The sequence below is a fragment of the Pseudomonas sp. NFACC45 genome (genome assembly GCF_900113505.1).
GTDB lineage: Bacteria > Pseudomonadota > Gammaproteobacteria > Pseudomonadales > Pseudomonadaceae > Aquipseudomonas > Aquipseudomonas tehranensis.
This window is the reverse complement of sequence record NZ_FOPO01000007.1, coordinates 137,663-161,655: the sequence shown is the minus strand read 5'-3', so window position 1 is coordinate 161,655 and position 23,993 is coordinate 137,663. Positions and strand designations below refer to the sequence as shown.

General features: G+C 61.6%; 21 protein-coding genes and 1 other RNA gene. 4 read left to right on the top strand and 18 right to left on the bottom strand.

Translation table 11 applies throughout. The features are described 5' to 3' along the window. Nucleotides 1-88 precede the first annotated feature (88 nt). The 18 genes from lpxC to rsmI all read right to left on the bottom strand — a co-directional run bounded on the left by lpxC (nucleotide 89) and on the right by rsmI (nucleotide 19,566). Nucleotides 89-1,000: a UDP-3-O-acyl-N-acetylglucosamine deacetylase gene (gene lpxC / locus BM132_RS14925; RefSeq protein ID WP_030139673.1), complete on the bottom strand. Its 912-nt coding sequence runs from the start codon at nucleotides 998-1,000 to the stop codon at nucleotides 89-91. Between the two features lie 112 nt (nucleotides 1,001-1,112). Beyond that, nucleotides 1,113-2,306, bottom strand: coding sequence for a cell division protein FtsZ (gene ftsZ / locus BM132_RS14920; protein WP_047228824.1), 1,194 nt, complete (start codon nucleotides 2,304-2,306; stop codon nucleotides 1,113-1,115). Between the two features lie 100 nt (nucleotides 2,307-2,406). Then, nucleotides 2,407-3,666, bottom strand: coding sequence for a cell division protein FtsA (gene ftsA / locus BM132_RS14915; RefSeq protein ID WP_076383614.1), 1,260 nt, complete (start codon nucleotides 3,664-3,666; stop codon nucleotides 2,407-2,409). Nucleotides 3,667-3,680: 14 nt separating this feature from the next. Further along, nucleotides 3,681-4,547: a cell division protein FtsQ/DivIB gene (locus BM132_RS14910; protein ID WP_047228822.1), complete on the bottom strand. Its 867-nt coding sequence runs from the start codon at nucleotides 4,545-4,547 to the stop codon at nucleotides 3,681-3,683. A 2-nt stretch (nucleotides 4,548-4,549) separates the two neighbouring features. Next, the gene (locus tag BM132_RS14905) at nucleotides 4,550-5,515 is read right to left on the bottom strand and encodes a D-alanine--D-alanine ligase (RefSeq protein ID WP_076383613.1); all 966 of its coding nucleotides are present in this window, start codon (nucleotides 5,513-5,515) and stop codon (nucleotides 4,550-4,552) included. Further along, nucleotides 5,512-6,972: a UDP-N-acetylmuramate--L-alanine ligase gene (murC, locus tag BM132_RS14900; RefSeq protein WP_092393785.1), complete on the bottom strand. Its 1,461-nt coding sequence runs from the start codon at nucleotides 6,970-6,972 to the stop codon at nucleotides 5,512-5,514. The genes BM132_RS14905 and murC overlap by 4 nt, the downstream gene beginning before the upstream one ends. Continuing rightward, a complete protein-coding gene (murG, locus tag BM132_RS14895) occupies nucleotides 6,965-8,035 on the bottom strand; it encodes an undecaprenyldiphospho-muramoylpentapeptide beta-N-acetylglucosaminyltransferase (protein ID WP_092456265.1) in 1,071 nt (356 codons plus the stop codon). Before murG ends, murC begins: the two co-directional genes overlap by 8 nt. Next, nucleotides 8,025-9,242: a putative lipid II flippase FtsW gene (gene ftsW, locus BM132_RS14890; RefSeq protein WP_047228818.1), complete on the bottom strand. Its 1,218-nt coding sequence runs from the start codon at nucleotides 9,240-9,242 to the stop codon at nucleotides 8,025-8,027. Before ftsW ends, murG begins: the two co-directional genes overlap by 11 nt. Next, on the bottom strand, nucleotides 9,239-10,585 hold the full coding sequence (gene murD, locus BM132_RS14885) for a UDP-N-acetylmuramoyl-L-alanine--D-glutamate ligase (RefSeq protein ID WP_092456262.1): 1,347 nt from the start codon (nucleotides 10,583-10,585) through the stop codon (nucleotides 9,239-9,241). Before murD ends, ftsW begins: the two co-directional genes overlap by 4 nt. A gap of 5 nt (nucleotides 10,586-10,590) precedes the next feature. Continuing rightward, nucleotides 10,591-11,673: a phospho-N-acetylmuramoyl-pentapeptide-transferase gene (mraY, locus tag BM132_RS14880; protein WP_047228816.1), complete on the bottom strand. Its 1,083-nt coding sequence runs from the start codon at nucleotides 11,671-11,673 to the stop codon at nucleotides 10,591-10,593. After that, nucleotides 11,673-13,040 carry a UDP-N-acetylmuramoyl-tripeptide--D-alanyl-D-alanine ligase gene (gene murF / locus BM132_RS14875; protein WP_092393793.1) on the bottom strand — a complete coding sequence of 456 codons (1,368 nt, stop codon included), beginning with the start codon at nucleotides 13,038-13,040 and terminating at the stop codon, nucleotides 11,673-11,675. Before murF ends, mraY begins: the two co-directional genes overlap by 1 nt. After that, nucleotides 13,033-14,496: a UDP-N-acetylmuramoyl-L-alanyl-D-glutamate--2,6-diaminopimelate ligase gene (locus BM132_RS14870; protein WP_092393797.1), complete on the bottom strand. Its 1,464-nt coding sequence runs from the start codon at nucleotides 14,494-14,496 to the stop codon at nucleotides 13,033-13,035. The genes murF and BM132_RS14870 overlap by 8 nt, the downstream gene beginning before the upstream one ends. Continuing rightward, nucleotides 14,496-16,235: a peptidoglycan D,D-transpeptidase FtsI family protein gene (locus tag BM132_RS14865; protein WP_177193299.1), complete on the bottom strand. Its 1,740-nt coding sequence runs from the start codon at nucleotides 16,233-16,235 to the stop codon at nucleotides 14,496-14,498. The genes BM132_RS14870 and BM132_RS14865 overlap by 1 nt, the downstream gene beginning before the upstream one ends. Beyond that, nucleotides 16,235-16,528 carry a cell division protein FtsL gene (gene ftsL, locus BM132_RS14860; protein WP_047228812.1) on the bottom strand — a complete coding sequence of 98 codons (294 nt, stop codon included), beginning with the start codon at nucleotides 16,526-16,528 and terminating at the stop codon, nucleotides 16,235-16,237. Before ftsL ends, BM132_RS14865 begins: the two co-directional genes overlap by 1 nt. Continuing rightward, nucleotides 16,525-17,472: a 16S rRNA (cytosine(1402)-N(4))-methyltransferase RsmH gene (rsmH, locus tag BM132_RS14855; protein WP_371264129.1), complete on the bottom strand. Its 948-nt coding sequence runs from the start codon at nucleotides 17,470-17,472 to the stop codon at nucleotides 16,525-16,527. Before rsmH ends, ftsL begins: the two co-directional genes overlap by 4 nt. Then, nucleotides 17,469-17,924, bottom strand: coding sequence for a division/cell wall cluster transcriptional repressor MraZ (gene mraZ, locus BM132_RS14850; RefSeq protein ID WP_003205355.1), 456 nt, complete (start codon nucleotides 17,922-17,924; stop codon nucleotides 17,469-17,471). The genes rsmH and mraZ overlap by 4 nt, the downstream gene beginning before the upstream one ends. Before the next feature lie 308 nt (nucleotides 17,925-18,232). Next, nucleotides 18,233-18,586: RNase P RNA component class A (gene rnpB / locus BM132_RS14845), an RNA gene on the bottom strand. Nucleotides 18,587-18,660: 74 nt separating this feature from the next. Next, the gene (gene rsmI / locus BM132_RS14840) at nucleotides 18,661-19,566 is read right to left on the bottom strand and encodes a 16S rRNA (cytidine(1402)-2'-O)-methyltransferase (RefSeq protein ID WP_092456259.1); all 906 of its coding nucleotides are present in this window, start codon (nucleotides 19,564-19,566) and stop codon (nucleotides 18,661-18,663) included. 300 nt (nucleotides 19,567-19,866) lie between these two features. Between rsmI and BM132_RS14835 the strand changes: the two genes are divergently transcribed. The 4 genes from BM132_RS14835 to BM132_RS14820 all read left to right on the top strand — a co-directional run bounded on the left by BM132_RS14835 (nucleotide 19,867) and on the right by BM132_RS14820 (nucleotide 23,320). After that, on the top strand, nucleotides 19,867-21,678 hold the full coding sequence (locus BM132_RS14835; protein ID WP_092456256.1) for a penicillin-binding protein activator: 1,812 nt from the start codon (nucleotides 19,867-19,869) through the stop codon (nucleotides 21,676-21,678). After that, complete coding sequence (locus tag BM132_RS14830) at nucleotides 21,678-22,040, top strand: YraN family protein (RefSeq protein ID WP_092393809.1); 363 nt, start codon at nucleotides 21,678-21,680, stop codon at nucleotides 22,038-22,040. The genes BM132_RS14835 and BM132_RS14830 overlap by 1 nt, the downstream gene beginning before the upstream one ends. A gap of 111 nt (nucleotides 22,041-22,151) precedes the next feature. Next, a complete protein-coding gene (locus tag BM132_RS14825) occupies nucleotides 22,152-22,745 on the top strand; it encodes a phosphoheptose isomerase (RefSeq protein WP_007928463.1) in 594 nt (197 codons plus the stop codon). After that, on the top strand, nucleotides 22,742-23,320 hold the full coding sequence (locus BM132_RS14820) for a BON domain-containing protein (protein WP_047228807.1): 579 nt from the start codon (nucleotides 22,742-22,744) through the stop codon (nucleotides 23,318-23,320). The genes BM132_RS14825 and BM132_RS14820 overlap by 4 nt, the downstream gene beginning before the upstream one ends. Nucleotides 23,321-23,993: the final 673 nt, after the last annotated feature.

Genomic DNA, 23,993 nt, shown 5'->3' with positions numbered 1-23,993 from the left:
AACAGTGCTCCATCACCCCCGCAGAAACACCCGGCCATAAAAAAAGGCCACCCGAAGGCAGCCTTTAAAAACTAGAGAGGTTTTTGGCTTACACGGCCGCTACAGGGCGCATGTAAGAGATTGGTGCGGTGCTGGCGTCTTCGAACGTCACGACTTCCCAAGCATCTTTCTGCTCAATCAACTTGCGCAGCAGCTGGTTGTTCAGCGCGTGGCCGGACTTGAAGCCCTTGAACTCACCAATCAGGCTATTGCCCAGCAGGTAGAGGTCGCCGATTGCATCGAGAATCTTGTGTTTGACGAATTCGTCTTCATAACGAAGGCCGTCTTCGTTCAACACACCATCGGAATCGACCACGATCGCGTTTTCAACACTGCCACCGAGTGCGAGGTTGTGCTTGCGCAGGTACTCGATGTCACTCATGAAACCAAAGGTACGGGCGCGGCTGACTTCTTTTACGAACGAAGTACTGGAAAAATCCACGCTTGCACTCTGGGTGCGGTCACGGAAAACCGGGTGATCGAAATCGATCTCGAAGCTCACCTTGAAACCTTCGAAAGGGACGAAAGTGGCGCGCTTGTCGCCGTCTTCCACTGTCACTTCCCGCAGGATACGGATGAACTTCTTGGCTGCGTCCTGCTCTTCCAGGCCAGCCGATTGAATCAGGAATACGAAGGGTCCGGCACTGCCATCCATGATCGGGACTTCGGACGCGGAGAGCTCGACGTAGGCGTTATCGATGCCCAGGCCAGCCATGGCCGAGAGCAAATGCTCCACCGTATCCACTTTGGTGTCACCGTTGACCAGTGTGGTCGACATAGTGGTTTCACCAACGTTTTCCGCGCGAGCAGGGATCTGCACCACAGGGTCGAGGTCGGCACGACAAAACACGATGCCAGTATCGACAGGCGCGGGCTTGAGGGTCAGGTAGACCTTCTCGCCGGAGTGCAAGCCGACACCTGTGGCACGGATAATATTCTTCAGGGTGCGTTGTTTAATCATGGCATGGGCCGCTTCAGCGCAAATTGCGAACTGGTATCAACAAAGGCTGGCGATAATAGCAGACCAGACCTTTGCTGAACACCAATCACCCGTATCCCCCTGATACATTTCATCAATCGGCCTGACGACGCAGGAATGCCGGGATGTCCAGGTAATCCAGATCGTCTTGCGGATTCATCTTCGCGGCAGTCGCAGCACCGGCCTGAGCCTGATTGCGCATGACGGTCGGACGGTCCAGGTCACGGTAGTTCACCGCGGGTTGTTCCTGACGAGCGGCCGCTTGTTGCTGCGGCTGCGATGCCAGGGAGGTCTGAACGGTGTTGTCGATCACCTTCATCGGCTTCTCGATTTTCGCGCCCAGGCCGGTGGCAACCACGGTCACGTGCAGTTCGTCACGCATGTCCGGATCGATCACGGTGCCGACCTTGACCATGGCGTGGTCGGAAGCGAACGCTTCGATGATGCTACCCACGTCGGAGTACTCGCCCAGGGACAGGTCCGGACCGGCGGTGATGTTCACCAGGATGCCACGGGCGCCCTGCAGGTTGACGTCTTCGAGCAACGGGTTGCGGATGGCCGCTTCGGTGGCTTCGCGAGCACGGTTCGGACCGCTGGCGCAGCCAGTGCCCATCATCGCCATGCCCATTTCGGACATCACGGTGCGTACGTCAGCGAAGTCGACGTTGATCATACCCGGACGCTTGATGATGTCGGAGATACCGCGAACGGCACCGGCCAGTACGTCATCGGCCTTGGCGAAAGCCGACAGCAGGCTTGCGTCCTTACCCAGGATGGTCAGCAGCTTCTCGTTGGGAATGGTGATCAACGAGTCGACGCTTTCGCTCAGCGCGCGGATGCCCTCATCGGCAATCTGCATGCGCTTGCGGCCTTCGAACGGGAATGGACGGGTCACCACCGCAACGGTGAGGATGCCCATTTCCTTGGCGACTTCGGCGATGATCGGCGCCGCACCGGTACCGGTACCGCCGCCCATGCCAGTGGTGATGAACACCATGTTGGTGCCAGCCAGGACTTCAGCGATGCGCTCGCGGTCTTCCAGGGCAGCCTGACGGCCAACCTCGGGATTCGCGCCGGCACCCAGACCCTTGGTCACGCCGGTACCCAGTTGAAGGATGGTTCGCGCGCCGATGTTTTTCAGCGCTTGAGCATCAGTGTTGGCGCAAATGAATTCGACGCCTTCGATGTTGCTCTTGACCATGTGGTTGACAGCGTTGCCGCCGCCACCGCCGACACCGATTACCTTGATAACCGGGCTAGCGGGGATGTTGTCTACGAGTTCGAACATTTTCCCTCTCCTTTCATTCTCTAGTTTTTTCGCCTACTGCGTTTGTTGCATCTTCCAGTGCCGAGCCAGAGGCTCGTCGCTTGAAGCTTTAAACCTGTTGCTAAAAATTGCCCTTCACCCAAGCCTGCAGCCGCTCGAAAAGCGGCGCCTTCGGCTCGTCGCTGTTGTAGCTGTCGCGGCTGCCGATGCCCGAGAACGAAACCCCGTCGGACTGCTTCTGCAGGCCGTACATCAACAGGCCCACGCCAGTGGAGTAAATCGGGTTGCGCACCACGTCATCCAGGCCCTTGACGCCATGGGGCACGCCCAGGCGCACCGGCATGTGGAAAATCTCTTCGGCCAGTTCGACCGCGCCTTCCATCTTCGACGTACCACCGGTCAGCACGATGCCGGCCGGGATCAGGTCTTCGTAGCCACTGCGACGCAGCTCCGCCTGGATCAGCGTGAACAGCTCGTCGTAACGCGGCTCGACCACTTCGGCCAAAGCCTGGCGGGACAACTCGCGCGGAGGACGTTCGCCAACGCTTGGCACTTTGATGGTTTCACCGGCACCGGCCAGTTTCGCCAGGGCGCAGGCGTAGCGGATCTTGATTTCTTCGGCGTACTGGGTCGGCGTGCGCAAGGCCATGGCGATGTCGTTGGTGACCTGGTCACCGGCAATCGGGATCACTGCCGTGTGGCGGATCGCGCCTTCGGTGAAGATTGCGATGTCAGTGGTGCCGCCGCCGATGTCCACCAGGCACACGCCCAGTTCCTTCTCGTCGTCGGTCAGCACCGAGTAGGCCGAGGCCAGTTGCTCGAGGATGATGTCGTCGATTTCCAGGCCGCAACGGCGCACGCATTTCTCGATGTTCTGCGCAGCGTTCACGGCGCAGGTCACCACGTGGACCTTGGCTTCCAGACGCACGCCGGACATGCCCAGGGGCTCACGCACGCCTTCCTGGTTATCGATCACGTAGTCCTGCGGCAGGGTGTGAAGCACACGCTGGTCGGCCGGGATCGCCACGGCCTGCGCCGCGTCGAGCACACGCTCAAGGTCAGCGGAGCTGACTTCACGGTCACGAATCGCCACGATGCCGTGGGAGTTCAGGCTACGGATGTGATTGCCCGCCACGCCGACGAACGCCGAGTGGATCCGGCAACCGGCCATCAGCTGCGCTTCTTCAATGGCGCGCTGGATCGATTGCACGGTGGACTCGATGTTCACCACCACGCCTTTTTTCAAGCCACGGGACGGGTGGGTACCGATCCCGACGATGACCAGCGTGCCGTCGTCCGCGACCTCGCCTACCAGCGCAACCACCTTGGAAGTGCCGATATCCAGACCGACGATCATTTTTCCGCTTTGCACGTTTGCCATGGGTCCTGCCTCTCTTAATTCTTCGCGACGGCGGGTTCAGCCGTCGTGGGCGCTACAGGTTCCCGCCAGCCAACAGCCAGGCCGTTGGCGTAGCGCAGATCGATGCGCGCGATGTTCGTAATCTGGTCTTTGAGCGTCTTGTCATAGATGGCAATGAAGCGGCGCATCTTTTCCACCTGGTTGCCGCGCCCGAGCAGCAGCTCGATGCCCGGCCCCGAGCTGCCCGCGCCAGTGGTCAGGAACCAGCTGCCGCGCTCACGCAACTCCAGGCGCGCGATGGAGAAGCCCAGCGGCCGCAACATCTGACTCAACACCTGGTACTGCTGCATGACTTTCTGCTGGGCCCGCTGAGGCCCGAACAGTTGTGGCAAATGTTCGTAGTTGGCCAGTTCCCGCGGCGTGAACGCCTGGCCCTGGTTGTTCAACAGCGACTCGTCACCCCAGCGGGCCACGGGCAGTTGTTCTTCCAGGCGAATAGAAACCTGGTCAGGCCATACCCGCCGTACTTCGGCATGGGCGATCCAGGGCATCTGCTCCAGTTCCTTGCGCATACCCGCCAGGTCGATGGTGAAGAAGCTCGACGCCACGAATGGGGCGATCCGCTGCTGCACGGCTTGCTGACTGATGTAGCTCAGGTCGCCCTGCACATTGATCCGGGCGATCGGCCGGTCCGCGTAAGGCAGCAGCCGCTGAGCCCCTTCGTACGTACCGAACCCCAACGCCACCAGCAACACCGGCCAGAACAGGCTCTTGAGAAAACCAAAATTGGCTTTCGGCAGGCGCGCCGACATCGGCTCTTTGGCCACCATTCGGCTGGCACCCCGCGGCACCGGCTTGCGACCGGGTGCGGATGGCTGATGACGAAGCGATGCGCCTTGCATGCTTAACCTCTTGGCTCTTGAGAGCCGACACTGGCGGCCAGGATCGACAGCACCAGTTGCTGGAAATCCAGGCCGGCGGCACGGGCCGCCATCGGTACCAGGCTGTGATCGGTCATGCCTGGGGCGGTGTTGACTTCCAGGAACCAGAACTGCCCGTCGGCGTCCTGCATCACGTCCGCCCGTCCCCAACCGGCAATACCCAGCGCCTCACAAGCCTTGGCCGTGAGGTCCATCAGTTGTTTTTCCTTGGCGCTGTCCAGCCCGCATGGAATGCGGTACTGGGTGTCATTGGCCACATACTTGGCGTCGTAGTCGTAGAACGTGTGCGGCGTGCCCAGGGCAATCGGGGGCAACACCTGGTCACGCAGGGTGGCAATGGTGAACTCGGGACCGGTGATCCACTGCTCGACCAACACTTGCGAATCGTAGGAACTGGCGTCTTTCCATGCCGCGGTCAACTCAGGCAGCGAAGTCACTTTCGCCATGCCGATACTTGAACCTTCATGGGCCGGTTTGACGATCAAAGGGAAGCCCAGTTCCGTGGCCGCCGAAATACAATCGGCCTCGGACGCCAGCACGGCGTGGCGGGGTGTGGGAATGCCGAGGCTGTGCCAGACCTGCTTGGTGCGCAGTTTGTCCATCGCCAAGGCAGACGCCAGGATGCCGCTGCCGGTGTAGGGGATGCCCAGGCACTCGAGCAGACCTTGCATGCTGCCGTCTTCACCGCCACGGCCATGGAGAATGATGAACGCACGGTCGATTTTTTCGTTCAGCAGGCGCTGCAGGAAATCGTCGCCCACGTCGATGCCGAATGCGTCGACACCGGCGCTTTGCAGGGCTTGCAGCACGGCGTTGCCAGACTTGAGGGACACTTCGCGTTCGGCGCTCTTGCCGCCGAACAGCACGGCGACGCGGCCGAAGGCTTTCGGGTCCAGGGTCGAAACCAGGTTGGCGTAAGCAGCAGTCATTTCAGTTTCCCCTCGCTGGAGGCCACGATTGCTCCGGCGAATAACGGACTTTTCAACAGTTTCGGGGCCAGGCCACCGATGTCACCGGCGCCTTGGCACAGCAGGATGTCGCCAGCGCGCAGCAGCGGTTTGACCAGCGGTGCGAGGTCCACGCCGCGCTCGATGTAGATCGGGTCCAACTGACCGCGTTGGCGGATGCTGTGGCACAGCTGACGGCTGTCGGCCCCCGGGATCGGCTCCTCGCCGGCCGGATAGACTTCCATCAACAGCAACACGTTGGCGTCGGCCAGCACCTGGACGAAATCGTCGTACAGGTCGCGGGTACGGCTGTAGCGGTGCGGCTGGTAAACCATCACCAGGCGCCGCTCCGGCCAGCCACCGCGCACGGCCTTGATCACCGCCGCGACTTCGGTCGGGTGGTGGCCGTAATCGTCCACCAGCATCACGTTACCGCCGTCCACCGGCAGTTCGCCGTAGACCTGGAAACGTCGTCCCACGCCCTGGAACCCGGACAGGCCCTGGACAATGGCTTCGTCACTGACGCCTTCATCGGTGGCAATGCAAATGGTGGCCAGCGCATTGAGCACGTTGTGGTTGCCGGGCATGTTCACCGACACATCCAGCGGTTCGCGATCAGGACGCAGCACGGTGAAGAACGTCTGCATGCCCTGCTGGCGCACGTTGATGGCGCGCACGTCGACGTCTTCGCCGAAACCGTAGGTCACGGTCGGACGCTTGATCAGCGGCAGGATCTCGCGCACCACCGGGTCGTCCAGGCACACCACTGCCAAACCGTAGAACGGCAGGTTGTGGAGGAACTCGACGAAGGTTTTTTTCAGCTTGTTGAAGTCACCGTCGTAGGTCGCCATGTGGTCGGCGTCGATGTTGGTGACCACGGCCACCAGCGGCTGCAGGTGCAAGAAGCTCGCATCGCTCTCGTCGGCTTCGGCGATCAGGTAACGGCTGGTGCCCAGCTGGGCATTGGTGCCCGCGGCATTGAGGCGACCGCCGATCACGAAGGTCGGGTCCAGACCACCGGCAGCGAACACCGAGGCGATCAGGCTGGTGGTGGTGGTCTTGCCATGGGTACCGGCAACGGCGATGCCGTGGCGATAACGCATCAGTTCGGCCAGCATCTCGGCCCGCGGCACCACGGGAATGCGCCGCTCCAGGGCGGTGGCGACTTCCGGGTTGGAGGTGTTCACGGCGCTGGAGACCACCAGCACATCCGCGTTGGCGGCGTTCTCGGAACGGTGGCCGATGAAAATCTGCGCGCCAAAGGATTCCAGGCGCTCGGTGACCGGCGAGGCTTTCAGGTCGGAACCGGAGACTTCATAGCCCAGGTTCAGCAACACTTCGGCGATCCCGCACATGCCCACGCCGCCGATACCGACGAAATGGATGCGGCGGATACGGCGCATTTCCGGTTGCGGCATGGCTTTGCGATTCTCAACCATGGGCCACCTCCAGGCAGGTATCGACCACTTGGGCCGTGGCGTCGGGTTTGGCCAGGCGACGGGCGGCGCGGGCCATGTCTTCGATTGTTTGCGGTTGCATCAAAACCTCTGTCAGGCGCGCGGCAAGATCCGCGGCACCAGTCGTTCTTTGCGGCATCAGGAAGGCAGCGCCTTCACGGGCCAAATAATCGGCGTTGCGGGTCTGGTGGTCGTCGATGGCGTGGGGCAAAGGCACCAGCATCGAGGGCAGACCGGCGGCAGCCAGTTCGCTGATGGTCAACGCGCCTGCGCGGCAGACCACCAGGTCGGCCCAGCCATAGGCTTGGGCCATGTCTTTGATGAAAGGCTGCACTTGCGCCTCGACGCCGGCGGCGCGGTAGCGCTCGGCGGTCACTTCATCGTGGTTTTTGCCGGCCTGGTGAAACACCTCGGGCCGCAGTTCGGGAGCGACCTGCGACAAGGCTTCGGGCAGCAATTTGTTCAACGGCTCCGCCCCCAGGCTTCCACCCAGGATCAGCAAACGCGCCTTGCGTCCGGCCAGGGCCGGGCGCGGCGTATCGAGGAACAGCTCGGTGCGCACCGGGTTACCGGTGGTACGCCGGCTGCCCGACAGGGTAAAGGTGTCGGGAAAGGCTTCACAGACTCGAGCGGCCAACGGCACCAGTAACCGATTGGCGGTACCGGCCACGGCGTTCTGCTCGTGAACGATGACCGGCACACCGGCCAGTTTTGCCGCGACACCGCCAGGACCGGTCACATAACCACCAAAGCCCACCACGCATACCGGCCGCAACCGACGGATGATCGCCCGGGCCTGCCAGATCGACTTGAGCAGCATCAGCGGCGCCTTGAGCAGCGACAACCTGCCTTTGCCCCGCAGGCCGCTGGCGTTGATCCGGTGCAGCTCCAGGCCGGCGGCGGGCACCAGCTCGTTCTCGATGCCCCGTGGCGTACCCAGCCAGTGCACGGTGTAACCGCGCGCCTGGAACTCCCGGGCACAGGCCAGCGCCGGGAATACATGCCCACCGGTTCCGCCGGCCATGATCAGCACATTAGCGCCCATGAGTCGGCTCCTCGGCGAAGTCGCTCTCCTGGAATTCCATCTCTTCGCTGCCCAGGTGGGTTCGACTCTCCCATTCGATGCGCAGCAACAAGCCCAGACAGGCACAGCAAATCACCAGGGAACTGCCGCCGTAACTGAGGAACGGCAGCGTCAGGCCTTTGGTTGGCAACAGGCCGACGTTCACGCCGATGTTGATCAGGAACTGGCCGATCCACAGGAACGACAAGCCATACGCCACGTAGGCGGCGAAATACTGCTTGGCCCGCTCGGCCCACAAACCGATGTACATGCCGCGCACGCAGACGAAGACGAACAATCCGACGGTGAGCAGCGAACCGACCACGCCCAGCTCCTCGGCCAATACCGAAAACACGAAGTCGGTGTGGGCTTCGGGCAGGTAGAACTGCTTCTGCACGCTGTTGCCCAGGCCTACACCCAGCCATTCGCCGCGACCGAAGGCGATCAGGGCCTGGGTCAATTGATAACCGGAACCGAACTGGTCGGCCCACGGGTCGGTAAAAGTGATCAGACGCGCCATCCGGTAGGGTTGCGCTTGCACCAGCACCGTCACCGCGCCGACCGCCAGCGCCACCATCAGGGTGAAGCGAAACAGCCCGACACCGCCGAGGAACAACATCGCCGCCGCAGCCCCCATCATCACCACCGTGGCGCCGAAATCCGGCTCCATCAGCAGCAGGCCGGCCATCGGCAGCAACACAATGAACGGCTTGAAAAAGCCCATCCAGCTCTCGCGCACTTCTTTCTGGCGACGCACCAGATACCCGGCGAGATAGATCACCACGAAGACCTTGGCGATTTCCGAAGGCTGTACGTTGAAGAAGCTGAAGCCGATCCAGCGCATCGAACCGTTGACCTCGCGACCGATGCCCGGCAACAGCACCATCACCAACAGGCCAAAGGCACCGAGCAACATCATCCAGCCCAGGCGTTGCCAGGTGGCGATCGGCACCATCATGGTGACAATGCACGCGACCAAACCGATCACCAGGTAAATCAGGTGACGAATCATGTGATAAAGGGTGTTGCCCGATTGCACGGCAGCCACTTCCGACGACGCGGAAGTGATCATCACCAGGCCCAGGCCCAGCAGCGCCAGACAACCGACGAGCATCGGGAAATCCAGGTCGATGCCGCGCCCGGTGATCAGCGGGGACGGGTATGGCTTGATGATGTTCATCAGGTTCATGCCAAGCCCTCCACGGCCCGGGCGAACAACTGCCCGCGCTCTTCGTAGTTCTTGAACATGTCGAAACTGGCGCAGGCCGGCGACAACAGCACGGCATCGCCGGGCTGTGCGAGGGCGCGGCATTGCTGCACCGCTTCGTCCAGCGAAGCGACGCGAACCAGCGGCACGCCGTCGCCGAGGGCCTGGGCGATCAATTCGCGGTCACGACCCAACAGCACCACGGCACGGCAGTTGGCCGCCACCGGATCGCGCAGGTCCTTGAAGTTGGCACCCTTGCCGTCGCCGCCGGCGATCAGCACAAGCTTGCCTTCGATGTCCGCGCCCAGACCTTCGATGGCAGCCAGCGCAGCACCCACGTTGGTGGCCTTGGAATCGTTGTACCAGGCCACCCCGTCAAGCTCGCGCACCCACTGGCAGCGGTGTTCGAGCCCGGCAAACGTACGCAGGGCCGACAGCATGGCGTCGAACGGCAAACCGACCGCATGTCCCAGGGCCAGCGCCGCCAGGGCATTGGCCTGGTTGTGGGCACCGCGAATCTTCAGCTCACGCACCGGCATCAGATTCTGGAATTCGAAAGCCAGGTATTTCTCGCCATGTTCCTCGCGCAGGCCAAAGCCTTTGAAATCCGGAACACCCAAGCCAAACGACCAGCACGGCAGTCCCTCGCCCAGCAAAGGCCGAGTGAGCGCGTCCTGGCGGTTGAACACCACTTGCCGGGCACCGCGGAAGATCCGGTGCTTGGCCAGGTGATAGGCCGGCAGGCCGCTGTAGCGGTCCATGTGGTCTTCGCTGATGTTGAGCACGGTTGCCACTTCAGCGCCCAGGTGGTCGGTGGTTTCGAGCTGGAAACTCGACAGTTCCATCACATACAGCTCGACGTCATCACTGAGCAGATCCAGCGCCGGGGTTCCCAGGTTGCCACCCACGGCAACCCGCTTACCGGCCGCCGCAGCCATTTCACCCACCAGGGTGGTGACGGTGCTTTTTGCGTTGGAGCCGCTGATGGCGATGATCGGCGCCTTGGCGTGACGGGCGAACAGCTCGATGTCACCGGACAACTTCACGCCACGGGCGGCGGCGGCCTGCAAGGCCGGGGTTGCCAAAGCAAGGCCGGGGCTCACGTAGAGCTCGTCGGCGCGGCACAGGAACTCGACATCCAGCTCGCCACAACGCACGTCCACCTGTGGGTAGTCACGACGCAACGTGGCCAGCTCAGGTGGATTTTCCCGCGTATCGGCCACGGCAAACGACACGCCCCGGTTCGCCAGGAAGCGAACCAGGGACATGCCGCTCTTGCCGAGGCCGACAACGATGCGGAAGTGGTCAGAAGCGATCAGGGACACTCGTTCTACCTCAGCTTCAGGGTGGCAAGGCCGACCAGGACCAGAATCACGGTGATGATCCAGAAACGGACAATCACACGCGGCTCGGGCCAGCCCTTGAGTTCAAAGTGGTGGTGGATCGGCGCCATGCGAAATACCCGGCGGCCGGTCAATTTAAAGGAAGCAACCTGAATGACGACTGACAGGGTCTCCATCACGAACACACCGCCCATGATGAACAGGACGATTTCCTGGCGAACGATGACGGCGATGGTGCCCAGGGCCGCGCCCAGCGCCAGCGCGCCGACATCGCCCATGAAGACCTGCGCCGGGTAGGTGTTGAACCACAGGAAACCCAGGCCGGCACCGATCAGCGCACCGCAGAACACGATCAGCTCGCCCGCCCCCGGCACATAAGGGATCAGCAGGTATTCGGCGAATTTCACGTTACCCGACAGGTAGCAGAAGATCCCCAGCGCGCCGCCCACCATCACGGTCGGCATGATCGCCAGGCCATCGAGGCCATCAGTCAGGTTGACCGCGTTGCTCGACCCGACGATGACCAGGTAGGTCAATACGATGAAGCCTGCGCCCAGCGGGATGCTGTAGTCCTTGAGCATTGGCAGGATCAGGGTGGTTTCCACCGGCGAGGCCGCGGTCATATAAAGGAAGATCGCCGCGCCGAGGCCGAATACCGACTGCCAGAAGTATTTCCAGCGGCTCGGCAGCCCCCGGGAATTCTTCTCGATGACCTTGCGGTAGTCGTCGACCCAGCCGATGGCGCCGAACAACAGGGTCACCAGCAACACCACCCACACATACCGGTTTGCCAGGTCGGCCCAAAGCACGGTACTGATGCCGATGGACGACAGGATCAGCGCGCCGCCCATGGTCGGGGTACCGGATTTGGACAGGTGCGACTGCGGGCCGTCGTTACGGACCGACTGGCCGATTTGCAGGTTCTGCAAGGTGCGGATCATCCACGGGCCCAGGAACAGCGACAACGACAACGCGGTCAACACACCCAGGATCCCGCGCAGGGTCAGGTACTGGAAGACCGCGAAGCCTTTGTGGAACTGTTGCAGGTACTCCGCTAGCAGCAGCAGCATTAATGTTTCTCCATACGGGAACCGCACAGCGCCGCGACGATGTTTTCCATCGCGGCACTGCGTGAGCCCTTGATCAATAAGGTGGTGTTCGGGTCCTGCTCGGCGCTCAGGGCCTGAATCAGCTCGGCCTGAGTGGTGAAATGCTGTGCGTGCTCGCCAAACGCGGCGACCGCATGGGCCATCATCGGGCCGACGGCATACAGCGCATCGACCTTGCCACGCGCATAGGCGCCGACATCGTGATGCCCCTGTTGCGCCCATTCGCCCAACTCGCCGATATCCCCCAGCACCAGCACGGTACGGCCGGGGAAACCGGCGAGGATATCCACCGCAGCACACATGGACGTCGGGTTGGCGTTATAGGTGTCGTCGATCACGCGCATGCCGTTGCTGGCCAATTGCGCAACGGAACGCCCCTTGACCGGTTGCACCGCGTTCAAGCCGGCCACGATGCCCGGCAACGACACGCCCAAAGCATGGGCCGCGGCTGCAGCGGCCAGGGCGTTGGCGACGTTATGGGTGCCAAGCAGGTTCAACTGGACCCGCTCTGCACCGTCGGGGCTGTGCAGATTGAAGGCCGGGCAGCCGCGAGCATCGCGGTCCAGATCGCTGGCGTAGAAATTCGCCGCCAGATTGCTCAAAGCGAACGTCAGCACCTTGCGCCCAGCCGCCCGGGTCTTCCAGGTTTCGAAGGCCTTGTCGTCGAGATTCAGCACGGCGACGCCATCGGCATCCAGCCCTTCGAGAATCTCGCCCTTGGCCTCAACGATTTTGTCCGGGCCACCGAACTCGCCGACGTGGGCGGTCCCGGCGTTGTTGAGCACAGCGACGAGGGGCTTGGTCATGGCTACGGTATAGGCAATTTCACCGAGCCGCGAAGCACCCAACTCGATAACGGCGGCACTGTGTTCCGGCGCCAGCTCCAGCAAGGTCAGCGGCACGCCGAGGTCATTGTTCAGGTTGCCACGGGTCGCCAGCACCGGGCCGCGCGTGCGCAGGATGCTTGCCAGCATTTCCTTGACGGTGGTCTTGCCGCTGGAGCCGGTGATGGCTGCGACCGGCTTATCAAACGCCGTGCGGTTCAGCGCGCCCAACTGGCCTAAGGCCTGACGGGTGTCAGCGACCAGCAACTGCGCCAGCGTACTGTTGGTCACTTCCCGCTCGACCAGTGCCGCGACCGCCCCTTTGGCGGCGACTTCGTTCAAGTAATCGTGGCCGTCGAAACGCGGTCCGGCCAGGGCGACGAACAACTGCCCCGGAGCAATGGCCCGGCTGTCGATGCTCACGCCGTCGAAGCTGGCGTCCGCGGCGATGAGGCGCGCATTCAGGGTGTTGGTCAGCTCGCTGAGTTTCAGCGCCTTAAGCATGGGCCACCTCCCACGCAGTCAGGGCGTGATCGGCTTCCACCAGATCGGAGAAAGCATGGCGTTCGCCATTGATTTCCTGGTAGTCCTCATGGCCTTTACCGGCCAGGACGATGACGTCGTCCGCCGACGCACCGGCGATCAACTGGGCAATCGCCTGGCCGCGACCGGCCACGAAGGTGACGTTGTCCACGTTCGAGAAGCCGGCGCGGATGTCGTCGAAAATCTGCAATGGGTCTTCGGTGCGCGGATTGTCGTCGGTGACCACGACACCATCGGCCAAGCGCTCGACCACTTCGGCCATCAGCGGACGCTTGCCGCGATCACGATCGCCACCGCAGCCGAACAGGCACAGCAACTTGCCCTTGGCGTGAGGCCGCAGGGCCATCAGGACTTTTTCCAGCGCATCCGGGGTATGGGCGTAATCGACCACCACCAACGGTTGCGTTCCGCCGCCCAGCCGTTGCATACGCCCGGCAGGTCCTTCGAGTTTGGGCAGGACCTTGAGGATTTCATCCAGTGCGTAGTCCAGGCCAAGCAAGGCGCCAATGGCCGCCAACACATTGCTCAGGTTGAAACGACCGAGCAAGGTACTGCGCAGGTGGTGCTCGCCTTGAGGCGTAACCAGGGTGGCGCGCACGCCTTCGTCATTGAATTGCGCCTGGCGTATATAAAGGTAGGCGCTGGCATCTTCCAGGCTATAGGTGATCAGCCGGGACTCGTGCTTATCGGCGGCCAATTGCCGGCCAAACGCGTCGTCAAGGTTGAGGACCCGGCACTTCAAGTCATTCCAGGCAAACAGCCTGGCTTTTGCTTCGCCGTACGCCTGCATGGTGCCGTGGTAATCCAGGTGATCGCGCGACAGGTTGGTCAATACGGCGACGTCAAACGCCAGGGCCGTCACGCGGCCCTGATCCAGGCCATGGGAAGAGACTTCCATCGCCACGGCCTTGGCTCCGGCCTTTTTCAGGTCGGCCAGGGTTGCCTGCACGGCAATCGGGTTCGGCGTGGTGTGCAGGCCACTCTCCAGTGCACCATGGAAACCGTTACCCAAGGTGCCGACGATGCCGCAATGCTGACCCAGCAGATCCAGGGCCTGGGCCACCAGTTGGGTGACGCTGGTCTTGCCGTTGGTGCCCGTCACACCAATCAGGTTCAGGTGACGGCTTGGATCGCCATAAAAACGTCCGGCGATGGTCGACAGTTGGGCCGCCAGCCCCTTGACCGGAATCAATGGCACGTCGGTAATGGGCAGAACGGTCGCGCCGTCGACTTCATAAGCCACGGCAGCCGCACCGCGCTTCAAGGCGTCGGCGATGTGGGCGCGTCCGTCGAACCGGGCCCCCGGTACGGCCAGAAACAGATCCCCGGCGCGCACGTGGCGGCTGTCCAGGGCCAATTCGCGAATCAGCAGATCGTGGCCGGCATGGGCAAAAATCTTGTTCAGGCTCAGGGACATCAGCCACGCCCTCCTTCGGCTTTCAAGGGTACGACCGGTGCGGTATTGGCCTGCTGGGTCGGCGGCAGGTTATCCGGGGTGATATTCATCAAGCGCAGGGTGCCGGACATCACTTTGCTGAACACCGGTGCCGAAACCAGCCCCCCGAAGTAGCCGGCCTTGCTCGGTTCGTCGATGACCACCACGACGGCGTAGCGCGGGTCACTCATCGGTCCGAAACCGGCGAACAGCGAACGATAGGAGTTCTCCGCGTAACCCTTGACGCCTGCGGAGGTTTTGCGGGCCGTACCCGACTTGCCGGCGACATGATACGCAGGCACCTGGGCGCGATAGACGCCACGCGGGGCCTCGATCACCTGTTGCAGCATGCCCTGCATAGTCTTGGCGACGTCTTCAGGAATCACCTGGGTGGTCTGCGGCGCCTTGTCGGTTTTGATCAGGGTCAGCGGTGCGATTCGGCCGTTGTTGGCCAGTGCCGAAAAGGCATGAACCAGCTGGATCGCCGTCACGGAAACACCGTAGCCGTACGACAAGGTTGCCGTCTCGGCCTTGCGCCACTCGCGGTAGTTCGGCAGATTGCCGACCCGCTCGCCCGGAAAGCCCAGGCCGGTATCCTGGCCGAGGCCGATTTTCTGGGCCAGACGATAGATCGCCTCACCGCCGATATCGAAGGCAATCTTGCTCATGCCCACGTTACTGGAGTTGATCAGAATGCCCGTGAGGTCAAGCACTGGTCCCTCGGTCTTGGACACGTCACGAATGGTGTACTTGCCGATCTGCAAACTGCCCGGGTACACCTCAACGGTATCGCCCGGCTTCCAGCGCCCGGTTTCCAGCGCGGCGGCCATGGAGATGGCTTTCATGGTCGAACCCGGCTCGAACACGTCGATCATTGCGCGGTTGCGCATCATCGCCGGCTGCAGGTTGCGACGGTTGTTCGGGTTGTAGGTCGGCTGGTTGACCATCGCCAGGATCTCGCCAGTCTTGACGTCCATGATCACCAGGCTGCCGGCTTTGGCGCCGTTCTCCACGATCGCATTGCGCAGCTCCCGGTTGGCCAGGTATTGCAGACGCAGGTCAATGGACAACGCCAAGGGCTTACCGGCCTTGGCGTTTTTGGTGACCTGGACATCCTTGATCAGCCTGCCACGCCGATCCTTGATGACCTGACGCTTGCCGGGCACTCCGGCAAGCCACTCGTCATAGGCCAGTTCGACCCCTTCTCGCCCCCGGTCATCAATGTCGGTGAAACCGACCATATGGGCGGTCACCTCACCGGCCGGATAGAAACGCCGAAACTCTTCGATGCCATAGACGCCCGGCACTTTCAGATCGAGCACGCTTTGACCCTGCTCGGGCGTCAACCCGCGCACCAGATAAATGAATTCTTTATTGGCCTGTGCTTCGAGCCGCTCGGCCAAGGCCTTGGGGTCCTGTCCAAGGGCAGCGGCCAGAGCTGGCCACTTTTCCTTGGCCTGCTGCATTTCCTTGGCGTTTGCCCACAAGGTGGTCACCGGGGTGCTCACGGCCAACGGCTCGCCATTGCGGTCGGTAATCAGACCGCGGTGAGCCGGGATCGGGATGTGCCGCAGGCTACGGGCATCGCCCTGCTCTTTGAGGAAGTCACGGTCGACCACTTGCAGATCGATGATGCGCCAGACGATCGCCGCCACCATGATCCCGAGCAGGCCCAGAACCAGACGGAAGCGCCACGGAAAGAGTGCCCCTTCGAGCTTCATCATGGCGCCACCATCTGTACTTCGGCAGCGCCAGGAATGCGCATCTTCAACTGCTCGGTCGCCAGCACTTCGATACGGCTATGGGCAGTCCAGGTGCTCTGTTCCAGGATCAACCGGCCCCACTCGGCCTGGGCCTTGTCGCGCACGCTCAGTTCGCTGTAAAGGGTGTTGAGCAACTGCCGGTTCCAGTGCGCGCTGTAGGACACGGCAATGGCCGACACGAGCACGCCGATAAACAGCAGCAGCATGAAAAAGCTGCCGCCGGGCAGGGGCTTGGCGAAGAGCTTGCTCACCGCAACTTCTCCGCAACACGCATGACGGCGCTACGGGCACGCGGGTTTGCCTTGAGTTCGGCCTCGGAGGCGAACTGGGCCTTGCCGTGGATCTTGATTTTCGGCACGAAGGCTTCGAAGCGCACCGGCAGGTTGCGCGGCAGGTTATCGGCCTCACCCTTGGTGAGCTTGCGCATGAACAGTTTGACGATTCGGTCTTCCAGGGAATGGAAGCTGATCACCACCAGTCGCCCGCCGACCTCGAGTGCTTCAAGTGCCGCCTCAAGGCCGGCCTCCAGATCGCCCAATTCATTATTGACGTGGATGCGCAAACCCTGGAAAGCACGGGTAGCCGGGTTCTTGCCCTTTTCCCATGCCGGGTTGGCGACTTTCAGCACTTCGGCCAGGTCGCCGGTACGCTCGAATGGTTTGGTGTCGCGACGCTCGACCACGGCGCGGGCCATGCGGCCGGAAAAACGCTCTTCGCCGTATTCCTTGAAAACACGGGCGATTTCTTCCACCGGGGCAGTATTGACGAATTCGGCGGCGCTGATGCCGCGGGACGGATCCATGCGCATGTCCAGCGGGCCATCATTGAGGAAACTGAAGCCACGCTCCGGGTCGTCCAACTGCGGCGAAGACACCCCCAGGTCGAGCAGGACGCCACTGACCTTGCCGGCCAGGCCACGCTGGGCCACTTCTGAGCCCAGCTCCGCAAAGCTGCGCTGCACAACGACAAAGCGGCCGTCTTCGGCCGCTAGCGCTTGCCCGGTGGCAATCGCTTGAGGATCCTTGTCGAACCCCAGCAGCCGGCCGTCCGGGCCGAGCTTGCTGAGAATCAGCCGGCTATGCCCGCCACGCCCGAACGTGCCATCCAGATAGCAGCCATCAGCACGTACGGCGAGAGCCTCGACGGCTTCGTCAAGCAGTACGGTGATGTGGTTAAAGCCGCTATCAATAGTCACAGGATCAAATCACGCAGTTCATCAGGCATGGCGCCCGGTTGTTGAATAGCAGCCAGGTCAGCGGCAGAGACCGCATTCCAGGCATCTTCGTCCCACAGCTGGAACTTGTTCAGTTGGCCCACCAGCATCGCGCGCTTGTCCAGCTTGGCGTACTCGCGCAGGCGCGGCGGAACCAGGAAACGACCGCTGCCGTCGAGTTCAAGATCGACGGCGTTACCGATCAGCAAGCGTTGCAGGCGGCGGTTCTCTTCACGCAGCGAAGGCAGTGCGCGCAGTTTGGTTTCGATGATCTCCCACTCATCAAGAGGGTAGACACACAAACATGGGTCAACGGCGTCGATCGTGACGATTAACTGCCCGGAACTACGCGAAACGAGCTCGTCACGGTACCGGCTCGGCATGGCGAGACGGCCCTTTGCATCGAGACTGATAGCGTTAGCTCCGCGAAACACGTCAGCGTTTCTCCAAAAATTTTGCGTTTTACGCTCAAAAAACCCACTTCATGCCACTTTCCGCCACTTGCGCACACTATAGGAATGCGCCTACCGCACCGTCAAGGCGCGGATTGAAGGAAAAGCCTTATAGATCGGAGATTTAGGAGCGTATCTGGAGGGACGATGGGAATCTGACGTAGGATTTTTCGCCACAACTTCAGCGAACACAGGAAGCTGCGCTCTAAAGTTAAAGTGATTTGTTAAGAGTAAGATTTTTTTGGTCTTAGCAATTGCGTCTGCCAGCGATTCTGGCAGGAGGGGAAAAGGTGGAGAGTCGATCTGTAAGCCGGGTTCTGTCTTGAACAGTCATTCGTCTACGATGGCCATCACTGGACATCTTTAGCAACCTACCCGGTCCCAGCGCGGGCCACGCCTTGGGACCCTATTTGGTCTTGCTCCAAGTGGGGTTTACCTAGCCACGAACTGTTGCCAGCCGTGCGGTGCGCTCTTACCGCACCTTTTCACCCTTACCGGCGCCGAAGCGCTTAGGCGGTTATTTTCTGTGGCACTTTCCGTAGGCTCACGCCTCCCAGGCATTACCTGGCACTTCGCCCTATGGAGCCCGGACTTTCCTCCCCCCCCTAATTTTCATAGAGGGCAGCGACTGTCCGATCGACTCTCCGCCGCGAAGGTTAACGGCAGAGCGCCCGAAGAACAAGCGCTAAAAGCCCTTGGCCAGCCCCGCCCCCCGGTTTCACTGGTCCTTCTGTTTTTCCAGCGCGACCTGATACAGCACGTTCTTACGCTCGCCGGTAATCTGCGCCGCAAGGGCGGCGGCGCGCTTGAGGGGCACCTCCTCGAGCAGCAGGTCCAGGATGCGCATCGCTTCACTGCTGACGGTCTCTTCACTGTCCGGCGCCGCCCAGCCCGCCACCAGCACAACGCATTCACCGCGCTGCTGGTTGCTATCGCTTTCGACGAAGGCGCGCAACTGCGCCAACGGCAACCCCTTGAGAGTTTCGAAGGTTTTGGTCAGCTCCCTGGCGAGCAGCGCCGGACGCTCTGGACCAAACACCAGTTCCATGTCTTGCAGGCATTCAAGGATGCGGTGCGGCGCCTCATAAAAGATCAACGTACGCGGCTCCTCCTTTATAGACTCCAGGCGCGCCCGTCGCCCCACCGCCTTGGCGGGCAAAAAACCTTCGAAAATGAAACGGTCCGACGGCAGGCCCGCCGCCGAAAGGGCAGCGATCAAGGCGCACGCCCCTGGCACCGGCACTACATTGATGCCGGCCGCCCGAGCCTGGCGTACCAGGTGATAGCCAGGGTCGGAAATCAGCGGTGTACCCGCGTCGGAAATCAGCGCAACGTTATCGCCCGCCAACAGGCGAGTGATAAAACGACTGCCTTCTTCCCGCTCGTTGTGCTCATGACAGGCCGCCAACGGAGTTGAAATGCCGAAATGTTGCAACAAGCGTTGAGAGTGGCGCGTATCTTCGGCCGCAATGAGCGCGACCTCCTGCAGGATTTTCAGCGCCCGGGCACTGATATCGTCCAGGTTGCCGATGGGCGTCGCCACCACATAAAGCGAGCCGGCAGCGGAATTCAAAGCACCTGGAGCAGTCAAAGCGCACACCTCATGATCGGTAAAAAGCGCCATTGTAGCGTGTAGCGGCCGTCTCGGCTGCGCAGGTAGGAGCTGACGAGCGAAGCGAGGCTGCGATCTTTCCCCAGACACTTGAATCCCCAGCGAAAGATCAAAAAATCGCAGGCTGCGCCAGCTCCTACAGAGCCCAGCGGGAGCAAGCTCCCTCGCCACAGAAGGTCAATACCCGTCTTTTGTGTTGCTCCGCACTCTTTGAAATACCTAAATTGATCGATTCACGCCACTAACATCGCGCCCCGGCCAGTGCTTGGGTACAATTCGACGCTAATTTGATCTCGTATCAGGAACATTTACATGATCGCTTGCCTGCGGCTGCTCTCCGCCCTCTGCCTCGCTGCCCTTCTGGCGGCCTGCGCCAGCTCGCCCTCCTCCAGCCTTGGCGAACTTCCACGGACCCCGGATGCCAGTATCGAGCAGCTGCTCGAACAGGCCACCCAAAGCAAAACCCCGGAACAAGCCGCCCTGTTGCGCCTGAGCGCAGCAGACCTGGCCTACCGCCAGGGCAATGCCGGTCAGTCCGCGCAGATCCTGCAACAGGTGCCGATGGAGCAACTCAAGCCCGGCCAGCAGATTTTCGCCAGCACCCTGGCGGCCGAACTGGCAATGACGCGCAACCAGCCCAAAGCAGCGCTGAGCGCCCTGAGCCACCCGAGCCTGCAGCACCTGAGCGAGCTACCGGTGGAGCAGCAGGTCCGCACCGGCACCGTCCACGCCCGCGCCCTCGAGGCCGACGGCCAGACCCTGGCAGCCGCCAAGGAACGGATCTTCATTGCGCCCCTGCTTGAAAACGAAGCGGCGGCGAAAAACCACGAGGCGATCTGGTCGTTGATCGCCTCGCTGCCCACCGATCAACTGCAACCGACCAGCACCGACGATCTTGGGGGCTGGCTGAGTTTGGCTCTGGCTGTGAAAACCGCCGGTACGCTGGAACAGCAACAGGCGGCTATCGACAGCTGGCGCGAGCAGAACCCCAAGCACCCGGCCGCCCTCCAGCTGCCGACGCCGCTGATCAAGCTCAAGGAACTGGCGAGCCAGCCCCTGAGCAAGATCGCCTTGCTGCTGCCTCAGGATGGCCCGCTGTCCTCCGTCGCCAGAGCTCTGCGCGAAGGTTTCATGGCTGCCCACTATCAGGCCCAACAGGCCGGGCAAAACCCACCAAGCATTCAGTTTTATGACAGCTCGCGCCTGACCTCCCTGGATGATTTCTATCGCAAGGCACAGGCCGACGGCGTGCAACTGGTGGTCGGCCCGCTGGAAAAACCCTTGGTCAAGCAACTCAGCACCCGCCCGCAACTGCCGATCACGACCCTCGCGCTCAATTACAGCGAAGGTGAGCAAGGCCCGGCACAGCTGTTCCAGTTTGGCCTGGCCGCAGAAGACGAAGCCCGTGAAGTGTCGCGTCGCGCCCGTACAGACGGTCTGCATCGTGCCGCCGTCATGGTGCCAAAAGGTGAATGGGGCGATCGCGTCCTAAAAGCCTTCAGCGAGGACTGGCAGGCCAATGGCGGCACCATCATCGCTGTCGAACGCATCGATCAGCCCGTACAACTGGCCCAGCAGATCGCCGACATGTTCCATCTGCGCCAGAGCGAAGGTCGCGCCAAGCGCCTGCAAAGCACAGTCGACACCGCCGTCGCGGCCCAGCCGTCCCGCCGTCAGGACATCGAGTTCCTGTTCCTGGCCTCGACACCACAACAGGCCCAGCAGATCAAGCCGACCCTGAACTTCCAGTACGCCGGCGACGTGCCTGTGTACGCCACCTCGCATGTGTTCAGCGCCAGTGGCGACCAGAATCAGTACAACGACATGAGCGGCGTGCGCTTCTGCGAAACCCCGTGGCTGCTCGATGCCAACGACCCGCTGCGCAAGCAGGTCACCGCCCAGTGGCCCCAGGCCGGTGGTAGCCTGGGTCGGCTGTACGCGATGGGGGCAGATGCCTATCGTCTGGCTCCGCGCTTGGGTCAGCTGAAAACATTGCCAGACACCCGCATCGAAGGTCTTTCGGGCAGCCTGGCAGTGTCGCCGTCCCAGCGCGTGCAACGTCAACTGCCGTGGGCCGAATTCGTCAACGGTCAGGTGCAGCGCCTGCCGGACACTCAGCGCTGATGCCTGACCGATCACGCCAGCAAAGCGGACGGGATGCCGAGAGCCAGGCTCTCGCGCATCTTCAGCAACAAGGCCTGCGGCTGCTGGCGCAAAACTGGCTGTGTAAACGTGGCGAGCTTGATCTGGTCATGCTTGATGGCGATACAGTAGTATTCGTCGAAGTCCGCTACAGAAAAAATACTCAATGGGGTGGCGCGCTCGACAGCATCGATGCACGCAAGCGCCAGAAGCTGGTTTTCGCCGCGCAGTACTTCCTGCAAATCGAGTCTCGCTGGGCCGATCATCCCTGCCGCTTCGACGTGGTTGCCATCGACAGCAACGCCGATCAGTTGAACTGGTTGCAGAATGCCTTCGACAGTTGAACGTCAACACCCATGACGAGCCGAGCCGGACACCTTCACCCAATTTTTGCTCTTTGCTTTGCGCGCCGCACATGCTTGTGCCGATAAGCCGCGCTACTTAAGGTCACACAGATGGACATGCAATCGCGAATTCGCCAGCTTTTTCAGGCCAGTATCGACACCAAGCAACAGGCGATGGACGTACTTGCACCGCACATCGAGCAAGCCAGCCAAGTGATGGTCAACGCCCTGCTCAACGAAGGCAAAATGCTTTCGTGCGGCAATGGCGGTTCTGCCGGCGATGCCCAGCATTTTTCATCGGAGCTGCTCAACCGCTTCGAGCGCGAGCGCCCCAGCCTGCCGGCCATTGCATTGACCACCGACAGCTCGACGATCACCTCGATCGCCAATGACTACAGCTACAACGAAGTGTTCTCCAAACAGATCCGCGCCCTGGGCCAGCCCGGCGATGTGTTGCTGGCGATTTCCACCAGCGGCAACTCGGCCAATATTATTCAGGCGATCCAGGCCGCACATGATCGCGAAATGATTGTCGTAGCATTGACCGGTCGCGATGGCGGCGGCATGGCGTCACTGCTGTTGCCTGAGGACGTCGAGATTCGCGTACCGGCCAATGTCACTGCACGCATTCAGGAAGTCCATCTGCTGGCGATTCATTGTCTTTGCGACTTGATCGACAGCCAACTGTTCGGGAGTGAAGAATGACCCCTAATCGCCTAGGCCTTCTGGCCCTGACCCTGTGCCTCGGCATCAGCGGCTGCACATCGGTGGTTAACGCCAGCCGGGAAAAGCCGATTGAAGACGACCGCGGCACCCGCACCTTCGGCAGCAAGATCGACGATTCACTGATCGAAACCAAGGCCGGCGTGAACATCGCCAAGGCCGACCCGGACCTGGACAACAATTCGCATATCGTCGTCACCAGCTTCAACGGTGTCGTGCTGCTGGCCGGCCAAACCCCACGCGCGGACCTCAAGGCCAAGGCCGAGCAGGCTGCAAGCGCCGTGCAGCGGGTCAAGACCGTGCATAACGAACTGCAGGTCCTGCCACCTTCCTCGCTGCTGGCGCGTCAGAACGATGCCTGGCTGACCACCAAGATCAAGACGCAGATGCTGACCGACGCCAGCATTCCCGGCTCGCGCATCAAGGTTGTAACCGAGAATGGCATCGTTTATCTGCTGGGGCTGTTGACCAAGCAGGAGGCTGCGCAGGCGACCAACTTGGTGCAAGGGGTTTCCGGGGTGCAGAAAATCGTTAAGTTGTTTGAGTACATCGACTGAGGCTACTCGCAGTTCTTGATGCTGCATGCGGCTGGAAAGAACGGCGCTTCTTCTGATGAGGAAGTGCCGTTTTTTTATGCTTTGTTTATGGTTGGTGTGTATATCCGTTGCTGTGGTAACGGCCACTGACGGTTCCGCTCTTACAGCGGCTCACTTTTGAGAAGCCTGCGCGGCCCGGCGAAAAGTAAGCAAAACGCTCATGCCCCACCACTAGGTGCCTCGCTAAGGCTCGGCATGCCCTCACTCCGGCATTGCTCCGTGGGCCCGCCGCGAAGGGCCATCCATGGCCCAGCGCGGCTACCTCGGCATCCATGCCGAGGTGCCCACTACGCAATGCCTGCGTTCGGCCAGCGTGGTTAACGGGGCGCTCAAGATCAAAATCAAAAGCGAGGCGGCCTGACAGCCGGCCTGCTCGGGAGCGAACGCGTTTCTCCTGTGGGAGCGGGCTTGCTCGCGAAAGCGGAGGGGCAGTTTGCAGTGATGTTGGATGTGCCGGCGTCATCGCGAGCAGGCTCGCTCCCACAGGTTTTTATGTCGCTCGCAAATACTGTAAACACCCACAAATCCATGGGGGGGCGAGCCTGTTCGCGATAACGGTGGTGCAGCTAAGATCACGGCATCTACCCCGCTCTTGCTCTTGCTCTTGCTCTTGCTCTTGCTCTTGCTCTTGCTC

Coding starts and splice junctions, on each gene's coding strand:
- BM132_RS14910 (WP_047228822.1), bottom strand. CDS start 4,547: ATGCAAGGCGCATCGCTTCGTCATCAGCCATCCGCACCCGGTCGCAAG.
- murG (WP_092456265.1), bottom strand. CDS start 8,035: ATGGGCGCTAATGTGCTGATCATGGCCGGCGGAACCGGTGGGCATGTA.
- BM132_RS14820 (WP_047228807.1), top strand. CDS start 22,742: ATGACCCCTAATCGCCTAGGCCTTCTGGCCCTGACCCTGTGCCTCGGC.
- BM132_RS14835 (WP_092456256.1), top strand. CDS start 19,867: ATGATCGCTTGCCTGCGGCTGCTCTCCGCCCTCTGCCTCGCTGCCCTT.
- BM132_RS14830 (WP_092393809.1), top strand. CDS start 21,678: ATGCCTGACCGATCACGCCAGCAAAGCGGACGGGATGCCGAGAGCCAG.
- lpxC (WP_030139673.1), bottom strand. CDS start 1,000: ATGATTAAACAACGCACCCTGAAGAATATTATCCGTGCCACAGGTGTC.
- BM132_RS14825 (WP_007928463.1), top strand. CDS start 22,152: ATGGACATGCAATCGCGAATTCGCCAGCTTTTTCAGGCCAGTATCGAC.
- murF (WP_092393793.1), bottom strand. CDS start 13,040: ATGCTTAAGGCGCTGAAACTCAGCGAGCTGACCAACACCCTGAATGCG.
- mraY (WP_047228816.1), bottom strand. CDS start 11,673: ATGCTGCTGCTGCTAGCGGAGTACCTGCAACAGTTCCACAAAGGCTTC.
- ftsA (WP_076383614.1), bottom strand. CDS start 3,666: ATGGCAAACGTGCAAAGCGGAAAAATGATCGTCGGTCTGGATATCGGC.
- rsmI (WP_092456259.1), bottom strand. CDS start 19,566: ATGGCGCTTTTTACCGATCATGAGGTGTGCGCTTTGACTGCTCCAGGT.
- ftsZ (WP_047228824.1), bottom strand. CDS start 2,306: ATGTTCGAACTCGTAGACAACATCCCCGCTAGCCCGGTTATCAAGGTA.
- BM132_RS14865 (WP_177193299.1), bottom strand. CDS start 16,235: ATGAAGCTCGAAGGGGCACTCTTTCCGTGGCGCTTCCGTCTGGTTCTG.
- murC (WP_092393785.1), bottom strand. CDS start 6,972: ATGGTTGAGAATCGCAAAGCCATGCCGCAACCGGAAATGCGCCGTATC.
- ftsW (WP_047228818.1), bottom strand. CDS start 9,242: ATGAACCTGATGAACATCATCAAGCCATACCCGTCCCCGCTGATCACC.
- BM132_RS14870 (WP_092393797.1), bottom strand. CDS start 14,496: ATGTCCCTGAGCCTGAACAAGATTTTTGCCCATGCCGGCCACGATCTG.
- BM132_RS14905 (WP_076383613.1), bottom strand. CDS start 5,515: ATGACTGCTGCTTACGCCAACCTGGTTTCGACCCTGGACCCGAAAGCC.